The organism is Pseudomonas sp. N2-3-1-14 (assembly GCF_041228395.1).
GTDB lineage: Bacteria > Pseudomonadota > Gammaproteobacteria > Pseudomonadales > Pseudomonadaceae > Aquipseudomonas.
In genome coordinates, this window is the sequence record NZ_CP166199.1 from 4,567,261 (window position 1) to 4,590,054 (window position 22,794).

General features: G+C 59.7%; 23 protein-coding genes and 1 pseudogene. 12 read left to right on the top strand and 12 right to left on the bottom strand.

All coding sequences use genetic code 11. The features are described 5' to 3' along the window. The first annotated feature begins 33 nt into the window (after nucleotides 1–33). On the top strand, nucleotides 34–1,251 hold the full coding sequence (locus tag AB5I78_RS21075; RefSeq protein WP_369301292.1) for an MFS transporter: 1,218 nt from the start codon (nucleotides 34–36) through the stop codon (nucleotides 1,249–1,251). Here AB5I78_RS21075 and AB5I78_RS21080 read toward each other — a convergent pair. From AB5I78_RS21080 to AB5I78_RS21090, 3 genes are all read right to left on the bottom strand, one after another. After that, on the bottom strand, nucleotides 1,163–2,605 hold the full coding sequence (locus AB5I78_RS21080) for an NCS1 family nucleobase:cation symporter-1 (RefSeq protein ID WP_369301294.1): 1,443 nt from the start codon (nucleotides 2,603–2,605) through the stop codon (nucleotides 1,163–1,165). The genes AB5I78_RS21075 and AB5I78_RS21080 overlap by 89 nt on opposite strands. A 198-nt stretch (nucleotides 2,606–2,803) precedes the next feature. Further along, nucleotides 2,804–3,202, bottom strand: a complete 399-nt coding sequence (locus AB5I78_RS21085) for a DUF2177 family protein (RefSeq protein ID WP_369301296.1) — start codon at nucleotides 3,200–3,202, stop codon at nucleotides 2,804–2,806. A gap of 112 nt (nucleotides 3,203–3,314) precedes the next feature. Continuing rightward, entirely contained in the window at nucleotides 3,315–4,151 is an 837-nt protein-coding gene (locus AB5I78_RS21090; RefSeq protein WP_017134857.1) for a S1 RNA-binding domain-containing protein, read from the bottom strand. Between the two features lie 324 nt (nucleotides 4,152–4,475). On the opposite strand from AB5I78_RS21090, the gene AB5I78_RS21095 reads away from it, so the two are divergent. From AB5I78_RS21095 to AB5I78_RS21105, 3 genes are all read left to right on the top strand, one after another. Next, on the top strand, nucleotides 4,476–4,655 hold the full coding sequence (locus AB5I78_RS21095; protein WP_003193095.1) for a hypothetical protein: 180 nt from the start codon (nucleotides 4,476–4,478) through the stop codon (nucleotides 4,653–4,655). 221 nt (nucleotides 4,656–4,876) lie between these two features. Then, entirely contained in the window at nucleotides 4,877–5,599 is a 723-nt protein-coding gene (locus AB5I78_RS21100; RefSeq protein ID WP_369301297.1) for a TorF family putative porin, read from the top strand. Nucleotides 5,600–5,665: 66 nt separating this feature from the next. Then, a complete protein-coding gene (locus AB5I78_RS21105; RefSeq protein WP_369301298.1) occupies nucleotides 5,666–6,532 on the top strand; it encodes a DUF6279 family lipoprotein in 867 nt (288 codons plus the stop codon). Between the two features lie 52 nt (nucleotides 6,533–6,584). On the opposite strand, the gene AB5I78_RS21110 is transcribed toward AB5I78_RS21105, so the two are convergent. Further along, complete coding sequence (locus AB5I78_RS21110) at nucleotides 6,585–6,974, bottom strand: transcriptional regulator (protein WP_145158993.1); 390 nt, start codon at nucleotides 6,972–6,974, stop codon at nucleotides 6,585–6,587. A gap of 154 nt (nucleotides 6,975–7,128) precedes the next feature. Between AB5I78_RS21110 and AB5I78_RS21115 the strand changes: the two genes are divergently transcribed. Further along, nucleotides 7,129–7,404 carry a hypothetical protein gene (locus AB5I78_RS21115; protein WP_262208326.1) on the top strand — a complete coding sequence of 92 codons (276 nt, stop codon included), beginning with the start codon at nucleotides 7,129–7,131 and terminating at the stop codon, nucleotides 7,402–7,404. 49 nt (nucleotides 7,405–7,453) lie between these two features. On the opposite strand, the gene AB5I78_RS21120 is transcribed toward AB5I78_RS21115, so the two are convergent. Further along, the gene (locus tag AB5I78_RS21120) at nucleotides 7,454–8,800 is read right to left on the bottom strand and encodes a DEAD/DEAH box helicase (protein WP_369301299.1); all 1,347 of its coding nucleotides are present in this window, start codon (nucleotides 8,798–8,800) and stop codon (nucleotides 7,454–7,456) included. Nucleotides 8,801–8,993: 193 nt separating this feature from the next. Between AB5I78_RS21120 and AB5I78_RS21125 the strand changes: the two genes are divergently transcribed. After that, nucleotides 8,994–10,292 (top strand): mechanosensitive ion channel family protein, encoded by a 1,299-nt coding sequence (locus AB5I78_RS21125; protein WP_119742212.1) that lies wholly within the window; start codon nucleotides 8,994–8,996, stop codon nucleotides 10,290–10,292. Nucleotides 10,293–10,402: 110 nt separating this feature from the next. Here the strand turns inward: AB5I78_RS21125 and AB5I78_RS21130 are convergent, their stop codons facing one another. From AB5I78_RS21130 to AB5I78_RS21140, 3 genes are all read right to left on the bottom strand, one after another. Further along, nucleotides 10,403–11,269, bottom strand: coding sequence for a carboxylate/amino acid/amine transporter (locus AB5I78_RS21130; protein ID WP_369301300.1), 867 nt, complete (start codon nucleotides 11,267–11,269; stop codon nucleotides 10,403–10,405). Nucleotides 11,270–11,472: 203 nt separating this feature from the next. Further along, a complete protein-coding gene (locus AB5I78_RS21135) occupies nucleotides 11,473–12,072 on the bottom strand; it encodes an FMN-dependent NADH-azoreductase (protein ID WP_145158999.1) in 600 nt (199 codons plus the stop codon). Nucleotides 12,073–12,223: 151 nt separating this feature from the next. Beyond that, nucleotides 12,224–12,538: a 3-phosphoglycerate kinase gene (locus tag AB5I78_RS21140; protein ID WP_145159001.1), complete on the bottom strand. Its 315-nt coding sequence runs from the start codon at nucleotides 12,536–12,538 to the stop codon at nucleotides 12,224–12,226. A gap of 49 nt (nucleotides 12,539–12,587) precedes the next feature. Between AB5I78_RS21140 and AB5I78_RS21145 the strand changes: the two genes are divergently transcribed. The 5 genes from AB5I78_RS21145 to aqpZ all read left to right on the top strand — a co-directional run bounded on the left by AB5I78_RS21145 (nucleotide 12,588) and on the right by aqpZ (nucleotide 17,822). Further along, nucleotides 12,588–13,511, top strand: coding sequence for a LysR family transcriptional regulator (locus AB5I78_RS21145; protein WP_145159004.1), 924 nt, complete (start codon nucleotides 12,588–12,590; stop codon nucleotides 13,509–13,511). A 14-nt stretch (nucleotides 13,512–13,525) separates the two neighbouring features. Further along, nucleotides 13,526–14,329 carry an alpha/beta fold hydrolase gene (locus AB5I78_RS21150; RefSeq protein ID WP_369301302.1) on the top strand — a complete coding sequence of 268 codons (804 nt, stop codon included), beginning with the start codon at nucleotides 13,526–13,528 and terminating at the stop codon, nucleotides 14,327–14,329. Nucleotides 14,330–14,332: 3 nt separating this feature from the next. Next, nucleotides 14,333–14,896, top strand: a complete 564-nt coding sequence (locus tag AB5I78_RS21155) for a peptidylprolyl isomerase (RefSeq protein ID WP_106576379.1) — start codon at nucleotides 14,333–14,335, stop codon at nucleotides 14,894–14,896. An 82-nt stretch (nucleotides 14,897–14,978) separates the two neighbouring features. Further along, a complete protein-coding gene (locus AB5I78_RS21160; protein ID WP_370003523.1) occupies nucleotides 14,979–16,811 on the top strand; it encodes an ABC transporter ATP-binding protein in 1,833 nt (610 codons plus the stop codon). Nucleotides 16,812–17,120: 309 nt separating this feature from the next. Continuing rightward, the gene (gene aqpZ, locus AB5I78_RS21165) at nucleotides 17,121–17,822 is read left to right on the top strand and encodes an aquaporin Z (protein WP_369301304.1); all 702 of its coding nucleotides are present in this window, start codon (nucleotides 17,121–17,123) and stop codon (nucleotides 17,820–17,822) included. Between the two features lie 11 nt (nucleotides 17,823–17,833). On the opposite strand, the gene AB5I78_RS21170 is transcribed toward aqpZ, so the two are convergent. After that, a complete protein-coding gene (locus AB5I78_RS21170; RefSeq protein WP_369301305.1) occupies nucleotides 17,834–18,958 on the bottom strand; it encodes a GNAT family N-acetyltransferase in 1,125 nt (374 codons plus the stop codon). Between the two features lie 281 nt (nucleotides 18,959–19,239). Between AB5I78_RS21170 and AB5I78_RS21175 the strand changes: the two genes are divergently transcribed. Then, nucleotides 19,240–20,562, top strand: a complete 1,323-nt coding sequence (locus tag AB5I78_RS21175; protein WP_369301306.1) for a putative porin — start codon at nucleotides 19,240–19,242, stop codon at nucleotides 20,560–20,562. 119 nt (nucleotides 20,563–20,681) lie between these two features. Here the strand turns inward: AB5I78_RS21175 and AB5I78_RS21180 are convergent, their stop codons facing one another. From AB5I78_RS21180 to AB5I78_RS21190, 3 genes and pseudogenes are all read right to left on the bottom strand, one after another. After that, nucleotides 20,682–20,915 carry an anti-sigma factor gene (locus AB5I78_RS21180; protein ID WP_369301307.1) on the bottom strand — a complete coding sequence of 78 codons (234 nt, stop codon included), beginning with the start codon at nucleotides 20,913–20,915 and terminating at the stop codon, nucleotides 20,682–20,684. Then, a pseudogene (locus AB5I78_RS21185) lies at nucleotides 20,909–21,522 on the bottom strand (RNA polymerase sigma factor). The gene AB5I78_RS21180 and the pseudogene AB5I78_RS21185 overlap by 7 nt, the downstream one beginning before the upstream one ends. A 130-nt stretch (nucleotides 21,523–21,652) precedes the next feature. Continuing rightward, nucleotides 21,653–22,774, bottom strand: coding sequence for a beta-ketoacyl-ACP synthase III (locus AB5I78_RS21190; protein ID WP_262208335.1), 1,122 nt, complete (start codon nucleotides 22,772–22,774; stop codon nucleotides 21,653–21,655). Nucleotides 22,775–22,794: the final 20 nt, after the last annotated feature.

The following is a 22,794-nucleotide window of genomic DNA, read 5'->3' on the forward strand; positions in this document are numbered from 1 at the left end:
GAAGGTCTTCGCGTGCTTGCAGGAAACCAGAACATGTCGCCGCTGATTCGCTTACTCGCCAGCTTTGTCGCCCTGATGATGGCCATGGGCATTGGACGCTTCGCCCTCACACCACAGATGCCGCATCTGCTGAGCGAAGGGCAGATCGACCTGACCGGCGCAGGCCTGATCGCTGCCGCCAATTACCTGGGCTACTTTGTTGGCGCGGTGGATTCGATCTTCGCCCGCAGCCACCACCACGTGCGGGGGCGGATGTACGGCGGGTTGTGGCTGTGCGTACTGCTAACGCTGGCGTCGTATTGGGCGCAAGGGTTTTGGCCGCACCTGCTGCTGCGCTTCGGCACGGGTGTCGCGAGTGCCTGGGCGTTGGTGATGATCACCAGTTTGAGCCAACCGCTGGCAATTGCCGCCGGCCGTCCACGCTTGGGAGCCCTGGTATTCGCCGGGCCAGGGCTGGGGATTTTGCTCACCGGTCTACTGGCTTTGGGCTCGAACCTGCTGGGACAAAGTTCGGCCTCACTGTGGCTGGTGTATGGCGTGGTGGCGTTGGTCATGCTGCTGGCTATCCTGCCGTTCTTGCCTCAGCCGATGCCCGCCGTCGCACACACCGCCAGTGCAGGCAGCAATCAAAGCATTGCGCACCTGTGCTGGATCTACTTTCTGTACGGTCTGGGCTACATCATTCCGGCGACCTTCCTGTCGCAGATGGCCAGCGCGCAATTCAACGGCGCCTGGCAGGCGGATCTGTTCTGGCCATGCTTTGGTCTGGCGGCTGCCGTTGGCGTGGTCGGGGTGAGCTTGCGCCGCAATAACACGCACACCACCCGCCGCTGGCTGATGACCACCTTGTGGCTGCAAGCGACCGGCGTGTTTGCCTGCTTGCTGGGCAACGGCTGGGGCCTGGCGCTGGGCGTTTTGCTGTGCGGTACGCCGTTCCTGGCGTGCATGATGCTGGTGATGCAACGCCTGCGTGAGGTCGCGCCCCACCGCTATCAGCGCAGCACCGGGCTGCTGACCGCCAGCTTCGCCATCGGTCAATTGAGCGGCCCGCTGCTGGCCTCGGTGAGCAGCCACCTGAGTGGCGGCCTGCAACCGGCTCTGGTGATTGCCGGCGCAGGCCTGCTGGTGGCCGGCGCGCTGCTGCTGCGCCCTACTGTCTCACTCAGCCAGCCACCAGTGGCGCCGGTACGCGAACCTGTTCTCGGCGCGCCAGCACCAGGAAAAACAGCCCACCCAGCAAGCACCCGGTAAACCAGGCGAAGTTGGCCATGCCCTGCAACGCCGGGGTGAAGGTGATCGCAACGCCCGCCAGCGTCGCGGGCACCAAGGCTTTGACCGCGGTCCAGTTCACGCCGCCGTCGAAGTAATAGCGCCCGCTGGGGCTGTCATCGAACAACGCGTCCACATCGATCTTCTGTTTTTTGATCAGGTAGAAGTCCACCAACAGGATGCCGAACAACGGCCCGATACACGCCGCGAGGATGTCCAGCGTGTAGTGAATCATCAGCGGGTTGTTGAACAGGTTCCACGGGGTGATGAAGATCGACGCCACCGCCGCAATCATCCCACCGGCGCGCCAGCTGATTTTGCTCGGCGCGACGTTGGCAAAATCAAACGCCGGCGAGACGAAGTTGGCGACGATATTGATGCCGATGGTGGCGGTCACGAAGGCAAACGCGCCGAGCAGCACGGCCATGCTGTTGTCGATACGCGAAACGGTGGCAATCGGGTCATGCAGCATTTCGCCAAACACCGGCAAGGTGCCCGAAACGATAACGACGGTGACCAGTGAGAACGCCAGGAAATTCACCGGCAGCCCCCAGAAATTACCGCGACGCACGTCGTGCATGCTGCGGCAGTAGCGGCTGAAATCGCCGAAATTCAGCGTTGGCCCGGAGAAGTAGGACACCACCAGCGCAGTCGCCACGATCACCTGCCCAAAAGTCTGCCAGCCCGAGAGGGATTTTTCCGCCAGGGTAAAGCTGATATTCGCCCAGCCGGCCTTCCACACAATCCAGCCGGCCAGGGCAAACATCACCGCGTAGACCACCGGCCCCGCCCAGTCGATAAAGCGCCGGATGGATTCCATCCCAGCCCAGAATACGGCGGCTTGCAATACCCATAAGGTGAGGAAACTGAACCAGCCCAAGTAGGACAGGCCTGCAAAATGCGGCTCTGCATATATCGCCATCTGCGGGAAAAAACGCAGCACCACGATGATCAGGGCACTTGAGGCCAGATACGTTTGAATCCCGTACCAGGCCACCGCGATCAGGCCGCGAATCACCGCCGGAATATTTGCTCCGAACACGCCAAAGGCCAGCCGGCAGATGACCGGATACGGCACCGCCGCTTGCTGGCTCGGCTTGGCGACAAGGTTGGCAATCAACTGCACGATACAAATACCCGCCAGCAAGGCGATCAGCACCTGCCAACTGGCCAGCCCAAGCGCGAACAAGCTGGCGGCAAACACGTAGCCGCCGACGCTGTGCACGTCACTCATCCAGAAGGCAAAGATGTTGTACCAGGTCCACTTTTGCGGCAGCGGGCCCAGGTCCTGGTTGTACAGGCGCGGGCTGTAGCCTTTGGGCAATTGTTCGGTCATCGCTTGGCTCCTCGAAATACCGGCCTGCGCTGCCGTAACGGTGTGCATACGGGAGGCGGCGAGGTTTGTATACGAGGTGTTCAGCAGAATGCGTGCCAATGGCACACAATCCCTCTGGAACGGTGCTCCAAAGGGATTTAGGAAGCGCTAGAGGATGGGGCTCCGCTCAGCAACGGTGCACGTGGATCCTGTACACAATCAGCGTTGCACCCGATGTGCACACAGGTACCCGACCGTGCAGCAAATGGCAGTCAGGACGGTACCCCAAGCGATATCCATGAGCGCCAATTCAGCGGACCAGCCCTGCAGCGTCGCCCAGTTGCTCAGGTCATACGTGCCGTAGGCCACCAGACCAAGCAGGGCTCCCAACCGCGCTGCGCGCTGCCAACTGCCGCTCGGCAGGACCACAAACACCACACACCCGATGGCATACAGCAGGTAGAACACCACGGCGGGGAACAGGCGCGGCTGATCGAGCATCAGCGAGCCAAGCAGGGATTTGTAGGTCGGGCCCATGAGGACGCCGAGCCAGAGGCCGTCGAGCACCAGAAACGCAAGCAAGGTGCCGAGGTAAGCGAACAGGGTTTTCTTGGACATTGAAGCGACCTCTGCTGGAGCTGGCTTGCCAGTGCTGGCCTCCCTCAGGACACCACGAAAACCACTGGCCTCGTCGCCGGCGAGCCGGCTCCTACAGAAGAACAAAGCGCACTCAGCTTAGTTCAATGCGATCCGCGTGAATCACAATCTGACCTTGCTTGTAGAGCGCACCAATGGCCTTTTTGAAGTTGCCTTTGCTGACACCGAACAAGTTGCTGATCACCGCCGGGTCGCTTTTGTCGCTGACCGGCAGAGTGCCGTTGTTTTCACGCAACTTGGCGAGAATCTTCGAGTTCAGGCTGGAGGCCGCTTCCTGCCCAACCGGCTGCAGGCTCAGGCTGATGTTGCCATCGGCGCGAATCTCTTTGATGAAGCCTTTCTCTTCCTTGCCCGGGCGCAGGAACTTGAACACTTCGTTTTTGTGGATCAGGCCCCAGTGCTTGTTGTTGATGATTGCCTTGAAGCCCATGTCGGTGGCTTCGGCCACCAGCAAGTCGACTTCCTGGCCCACCTGGTAGTTGGCCGGTGTCTTGTCCAGGTAGCGATCCAGCCGCGCGGTGGCGGTGATGCGCTTGGTGTGCTTGTCGAGGTAGACGTGCACCACGCAGTATTCGCCGGCGGTCAGCTGACGTTTTTCTTCTGAATACGGAAGTAACAGATCCTTGGGCAAACCCCAATCGAGGAATACACCAATGCTGTTGACTTCGACGACTTTCAAACTGGCGAATTCGCCGACTTGAACTTTCGGCTTTTCAGTCGTTGCGATAAGTTTGTCGTCGCTGTCCAAGTAAATGAAAACGTTAAGCCAGTCTTCATCTTCACTGGGAATATCTTTCGGGATATACCGATTGGGCAAGAGGATTTCGCCATCTTGCGCACCGTCCAGGTACAAACCAAAGTTAGTGTGTTTTACCACTTGCAAGCTGTTGTAGCGCCCGACTAAAGCCATTTCCAAATACCCTCGTTACGTGGGCGGCATTCTACCCGAGTTGCGCCCGGCACGCGCGCGCACCTGAAAAATCGCGGGCTGGCGTGGCGTTCCAGTGGCACCGCCCCACTCGTCAGATCAGATCCTTGAATTTTGCCGCCAGCCAGGCACTGATTCCTCAAGTGGTTTCGAATTAAAACAGTAAGTTAGGCGACTATTTCACCGACAAACTTCGATAATTACGGCCTGACTCAACAACTCCCGGGGGGATATTTGCCAAGCAATTGTCAAGTATTTCCTGTACGATGCCTGGCCAAGTTAATTTTCTACAGGTTAGTGGCCGCCATGCGCGTAAAAGCATCCAACAGCAAAGCAAAGCCAGCTCCAGCCGTTGAAACCAGCGAATCGATCAACAGCCAGATTGCTGCGTTCCTCAAGTCCGGCGGCGAAATCCAGCAAATTGCCAAGGGCGTCAGCGGCCAGACTTTCGGCCCGTCCAAGCAAATCAGCCTGGGCAAAAAGTAAAACCCGCGCAACATCCGCCCGCGTTGCACCTAGTCCCTAAGCGTCTTGCCCTCAAGGCGCCAGGACTAGAGCTCGAAATACCCTCTGTGCATCACCCTGCAGTGCGCTAATCGACGAACGGGCCTCACCTTCAGGCGTTCGCCGGTATGCTTGCACACGTCTAGTACGGGCATCTGCCCGATTTCCTCTGTCACTGCTCCTCGCTTTTCATGGAGTGAAGCATGCTCAAGCCCTGCTTTTTTCTGATAACTGCCCTTGGGGCAACCCCTTTAGCGCAAGCGCAGGTTTTCCAGCGTGAACTGGGCGATTTCGACCTAAAACTGGGCACGACGCCAAGCCGCAGCATGGCCCAAGGCCTGGTAAAGCCGACTGCCCCCGGCAGCGACTCATTTCACGGCGGGCTGGACCTGAGCCATGACAGCGGCCTGTATATCGGCCAGTTCTCACCGAATATGGGGCTGTCGTCGGCCAATAACCTTGAAGTCGATTCCTACCTGGGGTTCAAACGTCCCTTCGACAAAACACTGGGCTATGAAGTCGGCTTGATTCACTACAGCTACCCCAAGCTCAGCCCTCTGGACAGCCAGGAGTTCTACGGCGGCCTGAACCTGCTGGGCAATCGCTTCGGCGTCTCCTTCAGCAACGACCCTGATCGCCAGGACAGCACGTTGTTCGCCGACCTCGGCGGCACGCAGCCTTTCGGCATCGGCGTCAGCGTGAAGTACACCACCCATCAGTTGGGCACCCCTGCCTCGGTGGAAGGCGGCTCGATCAGCAGCTTCAGCGATTGGTCGGTGCAGTTCTCCCGTGCGTGGAAAGGCATCGACCTGGACCTGATCTACAGCGATTCGAGCCTCAGCGGTGGCGATTGCTCGGCCTACTCCGGACACAATTCGCAATGCGACGGCCTGTTGACCTTGAAGGCGGCGCGGTCGTTTTATTGACGGGCTGAACTGTCGCACCTCGCTCAGGTTCACATGCATTAACCCTCTCTGCGCAAGGACTCGCCCATGCTGCGTCGGCTCAAATTACTGGTGGTATTGCTGACCCTGAGCCTGGTGCTCGCCGGCTGCAATCGCGTGGGCCTTGCCTACCGCAATCTGGACGTCATTATCCCCTGGACCCTCAACGACTACCTGGACATGAACGCCGGGCAGAAGAGCTGGTTCAACGACACACTCAAGGACCACCTGGCCTGGCATTGCACCACACAATTGCCGGGCTACCTGGACTGGCTTGATCGCCTGCAACAGATGGTCGACAACAATCAGGTCACCGACGCCGCACTGCAGACCCGTACCGTCGAAGCCAAACAGGCGATAGCCGAGGTGGCGCGGGAAATAACGCCGTCAGCCATCCAATTGCTGCAAGGGCTGGATGACCAGCAGGTCAAGGAAATGAGTGACGCCCTGGCCAAGGACCTGCGCAAGCGCCAGGACGAATACCTCAAGCCGCCCTTGGCGCAGCAGATCAAGGAGCGCGCGCAACGCATGAGCAAACGCCTGGACGCCTGGATCGGCCCGCTCAGTGACAGCCAGCAGAACCGTGTGACGGCCTGGTCTACCGCTTTGGGCGAACAGAATCAGGAATGGATCGGCAACCGCGCCCGCTGGCAGGCGCAATTCATCGCCGCGGTGCAGCAGCGCCAAAGCGCGGACTTCCCGCAGAAGATGCAGCAGTTATTGGTGGATCGCGAAAGTCTGTGGACCCCGGAATACAAGACTGCCTATGCCCGAACGGAAACGGCGGCGCGCAGCCTGATTGTCGACCTGATGGCGGAAAGTACGCCGCAGCAGCGCATGAAACTGACGCAAAAAATTGACGGTGTGCGCAGCGATTTCAAAGCCCTCAAATGCCTGAAGGCTACCGCCAACTGATGTTGGCAAGGGGGACAAGTCCCCCTCGCTCAATTGATCGGCGGATTGCCTGTCAGGCAATTTGCGCCTTCGACGCCACTTCATCAAACGTCGCCGGCTCCAGCGCATCCGACTGGTCATCGAGCACCTGACGCGGGTGGTCATTGCCGGGGATAGAGCTGTCAATCAGCGCCAGCAGTTGCGCGCCGCGCGCGGTCAGGATGAAGTTCTCACCGTTTCCGCCCTCTTCTTCTGGCCGTGACTCAATAAACCCACGCTTGAACAGCAGCGCCTCATAATCCGCGGCGGTCTTTTTCAGCGTGTCCAGGTTACCGGTGGCTTCACCCGCCGTGGCCTTCTCGGCAGCTTCCTGCTCGGCATACTTGCGCGGGGCAAAGCTGCCTTCGCCGTTCTGCACTTCATGCAGCAGACGTTCGATCAAATCCCAATTGTAAGTCGTCATCCTGATTCCTCCTGCAGGCCGGTAGGAAAGTAGCCCGTCTACAGGTGTGACATGCCCCGTCACTGGCCGTTCAGCTGGATAGACCGCCGTCATTTCTCTGAACTTTCCAGACGTTCGCCACCTCAACTGAACACACTGCCAAGGAGGTCCGACCATGAAAACCCTGATGAACCTGGCCATCGCCGCCACGCTGCTGACTGCCCTGCCCGCTTGGGCCTGTACGCCTGAAGAAGCCACGGCAAAACGTGAGCAACTGGCGCAGGAGGTGACCAGGCTCACCCAGCAAAACCCCGCCAAAGCCAAGGAAATGAATGCAGAGCTGCAGAAGATGGATATGGACACGACCTCTGCCGACCTGCCAGACAAATGCCAATTGATCGATCAGCGCCTTAAAGACCTGGATAAAGCAGCCGCCGAGACAAAAAACTGAAGCCCAAAAAAAACCGGACATCGCCCGGTTTTTTTATATCGGTGCAGCCTTACTCGGCAGCCGGCGCTTCTGGCTTGCGGCGCTTGAGCGGCGCCATGCCGTCCTTGCTGACGAGCGACAGGTTGTCGGTCTTCGGCCGGTTGGCAATCTTGCGCTTGGTCGGCGACTTGGCACCGGCTCTCTTCTTGTCGCCCTTGGCGTCGACTTTTTTCTTCTTCACGCCAACCGCCTTGCCCGACGCCTTGACCTTCTTCGGCCCGGTGTAGGTGCCTTTGACTTCCTTGATGGTGCGGCGCTCGAACGACTGCTTGAGGTAGCGCTCGATGCTCGACATCAGGTTCCAGTCGCCATGGCAGATCAGCGAGATTGCCAGGCCATCATTGCCGGCACGCCCGGTACGACCGATACGGTGCACGTATTCGTCGCCGCTGCGCGGCATGTCGAAGTTGATGACCATGTCCAGGCCGTCCACGTCCAGACCGCGCGCAGCCACGTCAGTGGCCACCAGGATCTTCACGCCGCCAGCCTTCAGGCGGTCGATGGCCAGCTTGCGGTCCTTCTGGTCTTTCTCACCGTGCAGCACGAACGCTTTGTAATCCTGTGCCACCAGGCGACCGTAGATACGGTCCGCTGCAGCGCGGGTGTTGGTGAACACGATGGCCTTCTGATAGGTCTCGTTGGCCAACAGCCAGTTGAGGATCTGCTCTTTGTGCACGTTGTGATCGGCGGTAACGATCTGCTGACGCGTGGTGGCGTTCAGGTCGCTGACGTTGTTGACCTGCAAGTGCTCAGGGTTGTTCAAGACCTTGGCGACCATGTCACGCAGGGTCGAGCCGCCAGTGGTGGCGGAGAACAGCATGGTCTGCTGGCGATTGACGCATTCGGCCACCAGGCGCTGCACGTCATCGGCAAAGCCCATGTCGAGCATACGGTCGGCTTCGTCGAGCACCAGCACTTCGACTTCCTTGAGGTCGAGGTTGCCGGCGTTGAGCTGCTCGATCATGCGGCCTGGGGTGCCGATCAGAATGTCCGGGACCTTGCGCAGCATGGCGGCCTGAACCTTGAAGTCTTCGCCACCGGTGATCAGGCCGGATTTGATGAAGGTGAACTGCGAAAAGCGCTCGACTTCCTTCAAGGTCTGCTGGGCCAGCTCGCGGGTCGGCAGCAGGATCAGGGTCTTGATGCTGACGCGGACTTTGGCCGGGCCAATCAGTCGGTGCAGAATCGGCAGGACGAAAGCGGCGGTTTTGCCACTCCCGGTTTGAGCCGTCACCCGCAGGTCACGCCCTTGGAGCGCGAGCGGGATGGCCGCTGCTTGCACAGGCGTAGGCTCGACAAATTTAAGCTCGGCCACGGCTTTGAGCAGGCGTTCGTGCAGGGCGAATTGGGAAAACACGGGTGCTACCTCGAAGAAATACAAAATATCAGCTGCATAGGGTAACGGTTTCGGGCGTCCAAACCGAGTTTCTTTACGCGAACGGGGCTAATCAGCTGCTTTTTTGTCAGCTCATTTGTCTACAACGTCAACTTTGTCGCACTTAAATGCTCTAATCGGCCCGTGTTGTCTTACAGAAGAATCGGTTTCACCCATGGATATCAAACAGTTCTGGCTCAACGTCCAAGACCTTTGGGGCGCCCTCGATCAACACCCGCTGCTGCATGCGAGCCTGGGTTTGCTGGTGTTGCTGGTAGTCGCCCTGCTGCTCGGCCGGGTCGCGCGCTACCTCATCCTCCACGCCGTCAAATTGCTTGGCCGGCAACCGGCGCTGCACTGGCTCAATGACCTGCGGCACAACAAAGTCTTCCACCGCCTGGCACAGATGACGCCGTCCCTGGTGATTCAGTTCGGCCTGTATCTGGTGCCGGACCTGAGCAAAACCGCCACGCTGTTTATTGGCAATGTCGCCCTGGCATTCACCATCCTGTTCATGACGCTGGCCGTGAGCGCCCTGCTCAATGCGCTGCTGGATATCTACGCACGTACCGAACATGCCCGCACTCGCTCAATCAAGGGCTATGTGCAATTGGCGAAAATGGTGCTGTTCGTGTTCGCCGCAATCATTATTGTCGCCACGTTGATCGACCGTTCGCCGCTGTTGCTGCTGTCGGGGTTGGGTGCGATGTCGGCGGTGATTCTGTTGGTGTACAAGGACACGCTGCTCTCGTTCGTCGCCAGTGTGCAATTGACCAGCAACGACATGCTGCGGGTCGGCGACTGGATCGAGATGCCTCAGGTCGGCGCCGACGGTGATGTAGTGGACATCACGCTGCACACGGTCAAGGTGCAGAATTTCGACAAGACCATCGTCTCCATTCCTACCTGGCGCTTGATGTCAGAGTCGTTCAAGAACTGGCGCGGCATGCAGGCGTCCGGCGGTCGCCGCATCAAGCGCAGCCTGTACATCGACGCCAGCGGCGTGCGTTTTTTGCGTGACGATGAAGAAGTGCGCATGACCCAGGTGCACTTGCTCACCGACTACATCAGCCGCAAGCAGGCTGAACTCAAGGCGTGGAACGAGGCCCAGGGCAATAGCGCGCAACTCTCTGCCAACCGCCGCCGCATGACCAACCTGGGCACCTTCCGCGCCTATGCCCTGGCCTACCTGAAAAGCCACCCGGACATTCAGCCGAACATGACCTGCATGGTGCGCCAGATGCAAACCACCGCTCAGGGCGTGCCGCTGGAAATCTACTGCTTCACGCGCACCACGGCGTGGGCGGATTACGAGCGCATCCAAGGGGATATTTTTGATTACCTGCTGGCGGTGCTGCCGGAGTTCGGTTTGAGCCTGTACCAGCAGCCAAGTGGCAATGACTTGCGCGCGGGCATGTTGCCGGCGGTGCTGGGGGCCAGTCATTTACCGACCTTGGAACACAGCGCGGTATAACACCAACGACCTTCTGTGGGAGCGGGCTTGCTCGCGAAAGCGGAGAATCAGTCAACCGATCACTGACTGACCTACCGCCTTCGCGAGCAAGCCCGCTCCCACAAAGGGGTTCAAGATTGGGCTAACCCTTTACGTACGCCCAACCGGCTGATCCACACCGCCGCCAAAATCACCAACCCGCCCAACGCCAGCCGCCCCAGCGGTTCATGCTGGTTCCAGATCAGCAAGTTCAGCAGCAACCCCACCGGCACATGCAGGTTGTTCATCACCGCCAGGGTGCCGCCGTTGACCAGGCAAGCGCCCTTGTTCCACCAGTACATGCCCAACGCGGTGCTGACCAACCCGAGGAACACCAGCACGCACCATTGCAGGGGCGCTTGTGGCAGGAAGTCGGCCTTGCCGAACAACAGGAATGCCGGCAACACCACGATCAAGGCGCCCAGGTAGAAGTAGCCGAAACGTCGGTAATGCGGCAGGTCGCTTGGATAACGCGCCACCAGATGTTTGTACATCACCTGCCCGGCGGCGTAGGTGAAGTTGGCCAGTTGCAACAGCAAAAAGCCGCCGAGGAAGTGCGGCGTGATCTGGTCAAAGCGAATCACTGCCGCGCCGCCCACCGCCACCAGCGCCGCGATCAGCGCCCAAGGATTGAAGCGACGGTTAAGCGCGTCTTCGATCAGCGTCACGTGCAACGGCGTGAGGATGGTGAACAGCAACACTTCCGGCACCGTGAGCACCCGAAAGCTCAGGTACAGGCACACGTAGGTCACACCAAACTGCAGCGCGCCGATCACCAGCATGCCGCGCATGAACCTTGGCTCTACCGAGCGCCAGCGGGTCAGCGGGATGAACACCAGCCCGGCCAGCACCACGCGCACCAGCACGGCGAAATAGCTGTCGACGTGACCGGCGAGGTATTCGCCGATCAAGCTGAAGGAAAAAGCCTGAATCAGGGTGACAACCAGTAAATAGCCCATGCGCGCCTCGTTTCGAATGGGCGCGACTTTAAGGGTTTTCGGTGTTTGAAGAAACTCGAGGCAAAAAAAACCCGACCTCGCTAAAGCGGCAGTCGGGCAGGAGCACTCAGGAGCAACAAGTGCAAAGGGAGGTTCGATACGCGTACTTGAAGGGTTTGCGTGGAGCGATATAAACACCGCGCGATTATGTGACGATTAAACGATCAAGCCACCTGTGCCAACAGCGCCTTGGCGTGGTTAATGCCTTTTTCCTGGAAGTCCCCGCTCAGGTTCACCCCTTCAGCATGAATGAAGGTCACGTCGTGAATACCGATAAAGGCCATGACCTGACGCAGGTACGGTTCCTGATGATCGGAGCTGGCGCCGGTGTGGATGCCGCCGCGCGCGGTCAACACAATCGCGCGCTTGCCAATGAGCAAACCCTGAGGGCCGGTGGCGGTGTACTTGAAGGTCACACCGGCGCGCAACACGTGGTCCAGCCAGGCTTTGAGGGTGCTGGGGATCGCGAAGTTGTACATCGGCGCAGCCATCACCAGCACATCGGCGGCAAGCAGTTCGTCGGTCAATTCGTTGGAGCGGTCCAGGGAGGCTTGTTCGATGCCGCTGCGCTGTTCGGCGGGTTTCATCCAGCCGCCGAGCAGGTTGGCGTCCAGGTGCGGAACCGGGTTAAGCGCCACGTCACGCAGGGTGATCTGATCCGTCGGATGAGCGACCTTCCATTGGCTGATGAATTGCTGGGTCAGCTGACGGGAGATCGAATCCTGTTGGCGTGCGCTGCTTTCGATGATCAGAACATTGGACATGGCTGGGTAGGCTCCATCTGTAAATGCTGTAAGGCGATGGAGAAAAGATTAACCAGGGCTCATTCGATAAAAAAGCGCAAAAAACTGCTACAACCCATCTAGAAATTTGTTTATAAGCGGAGTATTGCTGTGAGCATGCTCCGCTGCTGCTTTATTTTGGGGCACATGCCAGCGCGATACGCATCTTGATAATGGCGCGACTGAACTTGACCGTGGTGTTGGTGCTTTTGCCCGCCGCCACCGTGACCTTGCGATTACGCGGCGATTCCGGGCCGTTGGTGAAGGTTACCGAACACACCGCGTCGTTGGTGCCGTAGTTGTTTAGCCGGATCGAACTGATGTCGCCGTCCACGTCGGTCGCGGTGTAGTCCACTTGCACGCCGTCGATCTTTTTCGTGACGTCGATGGGGTAGGCAAATGCGCTCATCGGCAGCAGCGCCAGCAACACACAACAGAATTTTCTCATTCGGCAGTCTCCAATAAGGACCGCCAGCTTAGGACAAGAGGAGCTCATCTTGAAAGCGCCCCGCGTTACCCTCGATCAATGGCGCACGCTGCAAGCCGTGGTCGACCACGGCGGCTTCGCCCAGGCGGCTGAAGCGTTGCACCGTTCGCAGTCTTCGGTGAGTTACACCGTCGCTCGCATGCAAGACCAACTCGGCGTGCCGCTGCTGCGCATCGACGGGCGCAAGGCGGTGCTCACCGACGCCGGTGAAGTGTTGTTGCGCCGCTCGCGGCAACTGGTGAAAAACGCCAGTCAACTGGAAGACCTTGCCCACCACATGGAACAGGGATGGGAAGCTGAAGTGCGGTTGGTCGTGGACGCCGCCTACCCCAATGCACGCCTGGTGCGCGCCCTTACCGCCTTTATGCCGCAAAGCCGTGGCTGCCGCGTGCGCCTGCGTGAAGAAGTGCTGTCGGGCGTTGAAGAGTTGCTGATGGATGGCATGGCCGACCTGGCGATCAGCGGGTTCATTATCCCCGGCTACCTGGGCACGGAAATGAGCGATGTGGAATTTATCGCCGTGGCCCACCCGGACCATTCGCTGCATCGCTTGAACCGTGAGCTGAGCTTCCAGGACCTGGAAAGCCAGATGCAGGTGGTGATCCGCGACTCCGGCCGCCAGCAGCCGCGAGACGTGGGCTGGCTTGGCGCCGAACAGCGCTGGACCGTCGGCAGCCTGCCCACCGCCGCGACATTCGTCAGCAGCGGCCTGGGCTTTGCCTGGCTGCCCCGGCACATGATCGAGCGCGAACTCAACGATGGCCTGCTCAAGCAGCTACCCTTGGAAAAAGGCGGCAGCCGCAACCCGACGTTTTATCTGTACGCGAACAAGGACAAACCCCTTGGCCCAGCCACACAGATCCTCGTGGAACTGCTGCGCACCTTTGACACCGCCCCCCTGGACGCGCCTTACGCCGCTCCCCAGCAAGCCTGAAACGGAGTTCATGCATGGCCTGGTTCGACCATGAAGGCTGCAGCCTGCACTACGAGGAATACGGCCACGGCAGCCCCTTGATCCTGATCCACGGCCTGGGCTCCAGCAGCCAGGATTGGGAACTGCAGATTCCGGTGCTGGCCCGGCATTACCGCCTGATCGTGGTGGATGTGCGCGGTCACGGGCGCTCCGACAAGCCTCGCGAGCGCTACAGCATCAAGGGTTTCACCGTCGACCTGCTCGCCTTGATCGAACACCTGAACCTGCCGCCCGCTCATGTCGTGGGCCTGTCCATGGGCGGCATGATCGCCTTCCAGCTGGCGGTGGACGAACCTGGCCGGGTCAAGAGCCTGTGTATCGTCAACAGTGCGCCCGAGGTCAAAGTGCGCAGCGCCGATGATTATTGGCAGTGGGCCAAGCGCTGGAGCCTGGCGCGAGTGCTCAGCCTGGCCACCATCGGCAAGGCCTTGGGTGATCGGCTGTTCCCCAAACCGCACCAGGGCGACCTGCGGCGCAAGATGGCCGAACGCTGGGCAAAAAACGACAAACGTGCTTATCTCGCCAGTTTCGACGCGATTGTGGGCTGGGGCGTACAGGAACAACTTTCCAGGATCACCTGTCCAACCCTGGTCATCAGCGCCGACCACGACTACACACCCGTGGCGCAAAAAGAAATCTATGTAAAACTGCTGCCCGATGCGCGACTGGTGGTGATTGAAGATTCCCGCCATGCCACGCCTTTGGATCAACCCGAAGTCTTTAACGCTACCCTGCTCGATTTTCTAAAGACAGTCGAAACCACTACCCAGGATCACTGACCCATGTTGAAAAAAATCGCCTTCTTTGCCGGTTCTGTTTTGTTCGCCGCCAACCTGATGGCCGCCGAGCCCGCCAAGGCGCCTCACGTCCTGATTACCACCACCAATGGCGACATTGAAATCGAACTGGACCCGGTCAAGGCGCCGATCAGCACCAAGAACTTCCTGGCCTATGTCGACAAAGGCTTCTACACCAACACGATTTTCCACCGCGTGATCCCGGGCTTCATGGTCCAGGGCGGCGGATTCACCGCGCAGATGTCGCAAAAACCAACCGAAGCACCGATCAAGAACGAAGCCAGCAACGGCCTGCATAACGTACGCGGCACCCTGTCGATGGCCCGCACCAATGACCCGAACTCGGCCACCAGCCAGTTCTTCATCAACGTGGCCGACAATGCCTTCCTCGATCCGGGCCGTGACGCCGGTTACGCCGTGTTCGCCAAAGTGGTCAAAGGCATGGACGTGGTCGATATCATCGTCAACTCGCAGACCACCACCAAGCAGGGCATGCAGAACGTGCCTATCGATCCTGTTCTGATCAAGTCAGCCAAGCGCATCGACTGAGGTCTGCAGGTAGCTCCGCGCATGGCCCACAAGGCCACGCGCGCATTTGAACAGGAGAGCCCGCCAGGCGGGCGTCAACCTAATGCTCTATCGTCGTTTTGAACAACTGATCGATATTTTCCGCGCTGCCCCCAGCGACGCCCCGCCCGACAAAGTCCTGCCCTTCTACCTCTATTACCTGCGCCAGGTGTGGCCAAGCTTTGCCGCCTTGCTGGTGGTAGGCCTGATCGGTGCGTTGATCGAAGTGGCGTTGTTCAGCTACCTGAGCCGCATCATCGATCTGGCCCAAGGCACACCGCCCGCCAACTTCTTCCAGGTTCACAGCGCCGAGCTGATCTGGATGGCCGTGGTCGCCCTGCTATTGCGCCCGATCTTCAACGGCTTGCACGACTTGCTGGTGCACCAGACCATCAACCCCGGCATGACCAGCCTGATTCGCTGGCAGAACCACAGCTACGTGCTCAAGCAGAGCCTGAATTTCTTTCAAAACGATTTCGCCGGGCGTATTGCCCAGCGCATCATGCAAACCGGCAACTCCTTGCGTGACTCGGCGGTGGCGACGGCGGAAGCCATCTGGCACGTGTCGATCTATGCGGTCAGCGCCCTGGTGCTGTTTGCCGAGGCCGACTGGCGGCTGATGATCCCGCTGATCACCTGGATCATCTGCTACAGCCTGGCCTTGCGTTACTTCGTGCCGCGCGTGAAAGAGCGCTCGGTGATCTCCTCTGAAGCGCGCTCCAAACTGATGGGCCGCATCGTCGACGGCTACACCAACATCACCACCTTGAAGCTGTTCGCCCATACGCAGAATGAGCAGGAATACGCCAAGGAAGCGATCATCGAACAGACCGAAAAAACCCAGCTGGCCGCCCGCGTGCTGACCAGCATGGACGTGACGATTGCCATCTTGAACGGCCTGCTGATCGTCACCACCACCGGCCTGGCTCTGTGGCTGTGGACCCAGTCGCTGATTTCCGTGGGCGCGATTGCCCTGGCCACCGGCCTGGTGATTCGTATCGTCAACATGTCCGGCTGGATCATGTGGGTGGTCAACGGCATTTTCGAAAACATCGGCATGGTGCAGGACGGGCTGAAAACCATCGCAGCGCCGCTGGCGGTCACCGACCGCGAGAATGCCCCACGCCTGAACGTGCCCCATGGCGAAGTGCGCTTTGAGCAGGTGGATTTTCACTACGGCAAAAAGAGCGGAATCATTGGCGGCTTGAACCTGTCGATCAAGGCCGGGGAAAAGATCGGCCTGATCGGCCCGTCCGGCGCGGGCAAGTCGACCCTGGTCAACCTGCTGCTGCGCCTGTACGACCTGCAAGGCGGGCGCATCCTGATCGACGGGCAGAACATCGCCGAGGTTGCCCAGGAAAGCCTGCGCGCGCAGATCGGCATGATCACCCAGGACACCTCGCTGCTGCACCGTTCGATCCGTGACAACCTGCTGTACGGCAAGCCGGATGCGACCGATGAAGAACTGACGGCCGCCATCCACAAGGCCCGCGCCGATGAATTCATTCCGCTGCTGTCGGACGCCGAAGGGCGTACCGGGCTGGACGCCCATGTGGGTGAGCGCGGGGTCAAACTCTCCGGTGGGCAGCGCCAGCGCATCGCCATTGCGCGGGTACTGCTCAAGGACGCGCCGATTCTGATCATGGACGAGGCCACCTCGGCGCTGGACTCGGAAGTGGAAGCAGCGATCCAGGAGAGCCTGGAAACCTTGATGCAAGGCAAGACGGTGATAGCGATTGCGCACCGGTTGTCGACCATCGCGCGAATGGACCGATTGGTGGTGCTGGAGAAAGGCCAGATTGCCGAGACCGGCAGCCATGCCGAGCTGCTCGCCCATGGCGGGTTGTATGCCAGGTTGTGGCAGCATCAAACCGGAGGCTTCGTCGGCATCGACTGATAGTTTGAGGGCACACACAATCCAAACTGTGGGAGCGGGCTTGCTCGCGAAAGCGGTGTACCCGTCGCCCTATAAGCTGACTGACACTGCGCCTTCGCGAGCAAGCCCGCTCCCACAGTTGATCGCATTGCATAGCAGCATTGGCCTATCGCGCCAGCGCCCAAAGGGTTCTGGCGCTTTTTTATGGCCTGGACTTGCCCACAAACCCTGCTTCAATCAAAGCAGTGCCCAGACGGGCGCTGAAGTAAATCTGCAGGGAGCATCATTGATTTACTGATTGGGTAGAGCGATCTATCAAGGACGTGTTGCATGTCTTTGTTCAAACGTTCAATCACAGAGGGGTTGGGTACGTTTTGGCTGGTGTTGGGCGGTTGCGGGAGTGCGGTGTTGGCCGCAGCGTTTCCCGCCGTCGGGATCGGGCTGTTGGGTGTGGCCCTGGCATTCGGGCTCACGGTGTTGACCATGGCGTTTGCCATCGGGCACATCAGCGGCTGCCATCTCAACCCTGCCGTATCAGTAGGCTTGGTAGTGGGCGGGAGGTTCCCGGCCAGGGAGTTACCGGCTTATATACTCTCGCAGGTTATCGGCGGCACGGTCGCCGCTGCGCTGCTGTACTTCATTGCCAGCGGCAAACCCGGGTTCGAACTGGCATCGGGCCTGGCTGCCAATGGCTATGGCGAGCATTCGCCGGGCAGTTACTCAACGGCAACGGGGTTTGTCTGTGAGCTGGTGATGACGGCGATGTTCGTGCTGATCATCCTTGGCGCCACAGACCGTCGTGCCCCAGCGGGCCTCGCGCCCATCGCCATCGGCCTGGCTTTGACCCTGATCCACTTGATCTCCATCCCCGTGACCAACACCTCGGTCAACCCGGCCCGCAGTACCGGCCCGGCGCTGATTGTCGGCGGGTGGGCGCTTCAGCAGTTGTGGATGTTCTGGCTGGCGCCCATTTTGGGTGCGGTGATCGGCGGCGCGACCTATCGATGGCTGGGCGAGGAGGACCCAGCCTGAGGTCAAGGGGTTCAGCCCTGCCGATAAGGCAGGGCTGTCCTCGCTTCTTCGGCATACGCCAGAATCCCCACGCGCTCGCGCTCGAGGAAATCTTCCACGGCATTCTTCAGGCCCGGATGGCGCAGGTAGTGCCACGACCGGGTGATCACTGGTTCAAACCCGCGAATCAATTTGTGCTCGCCTTGGGCGCCGGCGTCGAAGCGCTGCAAGCCGTGAGCAATGGCGTAATCCATGCCCTGGTAGAAGCAGGTTTCGAAATGCAGACGATCGAATTCCGCCAGGCAGCCCCAATAACGCCCGTAGAAGCTGTCGCCACCGATCAGGCTGAAGGCCATCGCAACCGGGCGCGCGCCCTGTTTAGCCAGCACCACGCGAATCGCTTCGGGCATGCGCTCGGCCAGCAGGCTGAAAAACGCCCGCGTCAGGTACGGCGACTGGCGGCGCACGGCGTAGGTGTTGGCGTAACAGGCGTAGACAAAATCCCACTGCGCTTCGCTCAACTCATGGCCTTGCAGCCATTCGAACTCGATGCCCTGCCCCGCCACTTGCTCGCGCTCTTTGCGCATTTGTTTGCGCTTGCGCGAACTCAAGGCGTCGAGGAAATCCTGGAAGTCGCGATAACCGCGGTTTTGCCAATGAAACTGGCAGCCCAAGCGCTGTAACCAACCTGAATGCTGCGCCAAGGCTTGGTCGGCCAAAGGGTCAGTGAAGTTGATATGGGCGCTGGAGAGCCCTTCGATTTCCAGGTAGCCCGGCAGGCTGTTCAGCAGCTCGAAGCCATCTTCGGCGCTCCTGGCCAGCAAGCGCGGCCCGCTGACCGGGCTGAACGGCACTGCGGTCAGCAACTTTGGGTAGTAATCAATGCCTGCCCGCTCACACGCATCGGCCCAACCGTGATCGAACACGTACTCACCGTAGGAATGCCATTTGCGGTAGCTGGGCATTGCCGCCACCAGGCGATCGCCTTCCCAGTGCAGCAAATGCTCAGGTTGCCAGCCCGATTGCGGGCCCAGGCTGGCGCTGTCTTCCAGCGCACTCAGGAATGCATGCCGCACAAAGGGTTGGGCCTGCGGCACGAGGGCATCCCACACCTGCGGGGCGATTTCGGACAGGGCGTCCAGGCGTTGCAACGGCATCGGCATCCTCACTACTTCAGGGCGTGAAAGCCTGGCGAGTATCGCTTATCGCTGGCCTTCGCACACGCTCAAATGGCACGACAAAGGCCGAATCAAATAGTTCCTTCTTAAATATTTTGTCATCTACATGACATCACTTAGCCACTGCCCCGTCATAAGTGATCGTGATACTGACGCCTGTTTTTAGAGCGCCTGGTTCTAGCAGGCGGCTATTTTCCGTCCGTCATCGGTCGGTTGTGTCCTGGGTGGTTTGCCATCCCTCCTCACTTTCGGAGATTGATATGCGTCTTGCTTCCACTAAAACTGCGGCGGCCCTGTGTGGCGGCCTGTTGCTGGCCCTGAGCGTTCCGGCCAGCGCTGCAGTCGACGCTAAATTGCTCGACATGCTCAAGGCCAACGGCCAGATCACCGCTGCGCAGTACACCGAACTGCAAGCGGAATTGGCCAAGGACCAGAAAGAAAAGCAGATCGCACAGCAAGCTCAACAAGAGACCAACGAGCAGATCGCGGCCACCGCGAAAAAAACCAACGACCTGAGCATGTTCGACCAGAAACTGGCCTGGGCCGCGCGCACTCAGCTCAAGGGTGACGTGCGCTTCCGTCAGGAAACCGTGAAGATCCAGGGCGAATCCAACAACGGCGGGCGTGACAAGGACCGTCAGCGCATCCGTGCCCGCCTGGGCGCCTACACCGAGGTCAACTCGCAGGTCGACACCGGCATTCGCATTGCGACCGGCAGCAGCGACGACGCGCGCTCCACCAACCAGGACCAGGACAACTACTTCGACAAGAAGTCGATCTGGCTGGACCTGGGCTACATCGACTACCACCCGGACCAGATCAAAAACCTGCACGTGATCGGCGGCAAGATGTTGCAACCGTGGGTCAACATGGGCGACGTGATCTGGGACAGCGACATCAACCCGGAAGGCCTGGCCCTGACCTACAAATACCCATTGGGCAGCAGCGCCGAGTTGTTCGGCAGCATCGGCAACTACAACCTCAAGGACAACGTCGACGGCGACGGCGTGCAATTTCGTCACGACCTGCGCCTGACGTCCGGCCAGCTGGGCACGCGGTTCTCGGTGACTGACAACTTGAAAATGACTCTGGGCGGCAGCGTCTACGCCTACCAGAACGACAAGGACAGCCGCTGCACGACCACCACCACGCCTTGCGCATTGGCGGTCAACGGCAACTCGGCCGACAACCAGTTCCGCCTGTACGAAGGCTTCGCCCAGGCCGACATCGGCGGCCTGGCAGTGCCGTTGGCGTTCTATGGCCAGTACGTGAAAAACAACGACGCCGTGACCGACCAGGACACTGCCTGGTTGATCGGTGCCAAATCCAAAGTGTTCGGCTTGAACCTGGACTACAACTACCGCGATATCCAGCGTAACGCCGTGGTGGGTGCCTTCACCGACTCGGACTTCGCCAACGGCACCACCGGCTCGCGCGGTCACAAGATGAAGGTCAGCTACGACATCGACAAGAACTTCGCCCTCGGCGCCACGTACTTCCTGACCAAGGCTGACTATGCCAGCCGCACGCAGCGTGATGCCAACACCAACACCCTGCAGTTGGATGCTGAAGCCAAGTTCTAATGGGTGTGCAATAAACCTTGGGCCAGGACGGCCCGAGGTGGTTTCAACAGCCTTGCGTGGGTGGATCGCCCCTCATCATCCGTTCGCCCCGCCCACGCGAGTCTGCATTGTTCGCGCTTTTACTGATCTTTCAGCCGCTCGGCCACCAGCCGGTCAGCCAATGCATCCACGTCCTTTACCGGTTCTTCCGGCAGGATTTTCAAAGTCGCCTGCATCAGGCGCATCTGACGGATAAATCGCCGGCAGTTAGGGCAAAACATCAAGTGATGACGCACCAGCAGACGCTCGCGAAAGGTCAATTGCCCATCGAGGTAGTCACTGGAACGTGCCACTTGTTCTTTGCAGGTCAACATTCGCCCGTTTCCTCAAAATGCTCCACCGTGGCGAAGACTTTAAGCCGTGCCCGATGCAACAGCACACGGACATTGGAGAGCGAGAGCGTCAGAAGATTACAAATCTCTTCCAACTCCAGGCCTTGGCGCTCACGCAGTACCAGCACGCTGCTTTGCAGCTCCGACAAACTCAGCAACGTATGCTCCAGGCACTTGCGCAATTCATCCTCGGTCAGCAACGCCTCCGGAGTGTCCTGGTGCCAGGCGTACGGGGCGACGGCCAGTGGCCATCGTCGGGGACGAAGCGATCGTCACCGATGGTGCCGTGAGGTGAGGGCAAATCGTCGAGCAACACTTCCCGGCGATTTTGTTTATAACGGCCCTTGGCGGAGTTGGCGGTGATGGTCAGCAGCCAGGTCTTGAGGCTGGAACGCCCTTCGAACTTGGCCAGGTTGCGCACCACCGACAACCACGCGTCCTGCACCACTTCGTCGGCGTGGCGCTGGCCGACGATGGCGTAGGCCACTGCGCGCATGGCGCTCTGGTAGGTGGTGACCAATTCCTTATAGGCGCGCTGCTCGCCCTTGAGCAGCCGTTCCAGCAGGTGCGCGTCGTCGGCGGCTGCCATCGTTTACCTCAATCCTGCTGTGGAAATCCGATACCTGTGGGAGCTGGCTTGCCTGCGATAGCGGCGGTGGCTCCACTATCGTCATCGCAGGCAAGCCAGCTCCCACATTAAATCTGGCCAAATCCAACGATTAGCGTTTACGCAGGATCACGCTGCCGATCGAGTAACCCGCACCGAACGAACTGAGCACCGCCACGGCTCCTTTTGGCAAGTCGTCCTGGTAGGTGTGAAACGCAATCACCGAACCTGCCGAACTGGTGTTGGCGTAGGTGTCGAGAATCACCGGCGCTTCTTCCACCGAGGCTTCGCGGCCCAGCAGCTTTTTCACGATCAGGTGGTTCATGCTCAGGTTGGCCTGGTGCAGCCAGAAACGCTTCACATCGGTCACATTCAGCTGGTTTTCGTCCAGATGCACACCGATCAGTTCGGCAACCATCGGGCAGACGTCACGGAAGACCTTGCGACCTTCCTGTACGAACAGCTTGTCCGGCGCGCCGATGCCCTCTTCCGCCGTGCGGTTGAGGAAGCCGAAGTTGTTGCGGATGTTGTTGGAAAACTTGGTCAGCAGTTTGGTGCTCACCACGTCGAACTGATGCTCGGAAGTCGCCAGGTCGGCGCGCTCGAGAATCACGGCCGTGGCCGCATCACCGAAGATGAAGTGGCTGTCGCGATCACGGAAATTCAGGTGGCCGGTGCAGACTTCCGGATTGACCATCAGGATCGCCCGCGCCTGGCCCAGCTGGATGCTGTTGGCGGCGTTCTGGATACCAAAGGTCGCCGACGAGCACGCCACGTTCATGTCGAAACCGAAACCTTCGATACCCAGCGCTTCCTGGACTTCGATGGCGATGGCCGGGTAGGCGCGCTGCAGGTTGGAGCAGGCGACGATCACGCCGTCGATGTCGGCGGCAGTCTTGCCGGCGCGCTGCAGGGCCTGTTCGGCCGCGCCAACCGCCATCTGGCAAAGCACCGACCACTCGTCATTGCTGCGCTCAGGCAAACGCGGGGCCATGCGCTGCGGGTCGAGAATACCGTCCTTGTCCATGACAAAACGGCTCTTGATGCCCGATGCTTTCTCGATAAAGGCCGCGCTGGACTCAGTCAGTGCCTGGACTTCACCGCGCTCGATGGCGGCGGCGTTGTCAGTGTTGAACTGCTGAACATAGGCATTGAAAGACTGCACCAGCTCTTCGTTGGAAATGCTGTTGGCCGGGGTGTACAGGCCAGTGCCGCTGATGACGACGTTATGCACGGTCGTTCCTCTAAATCTGT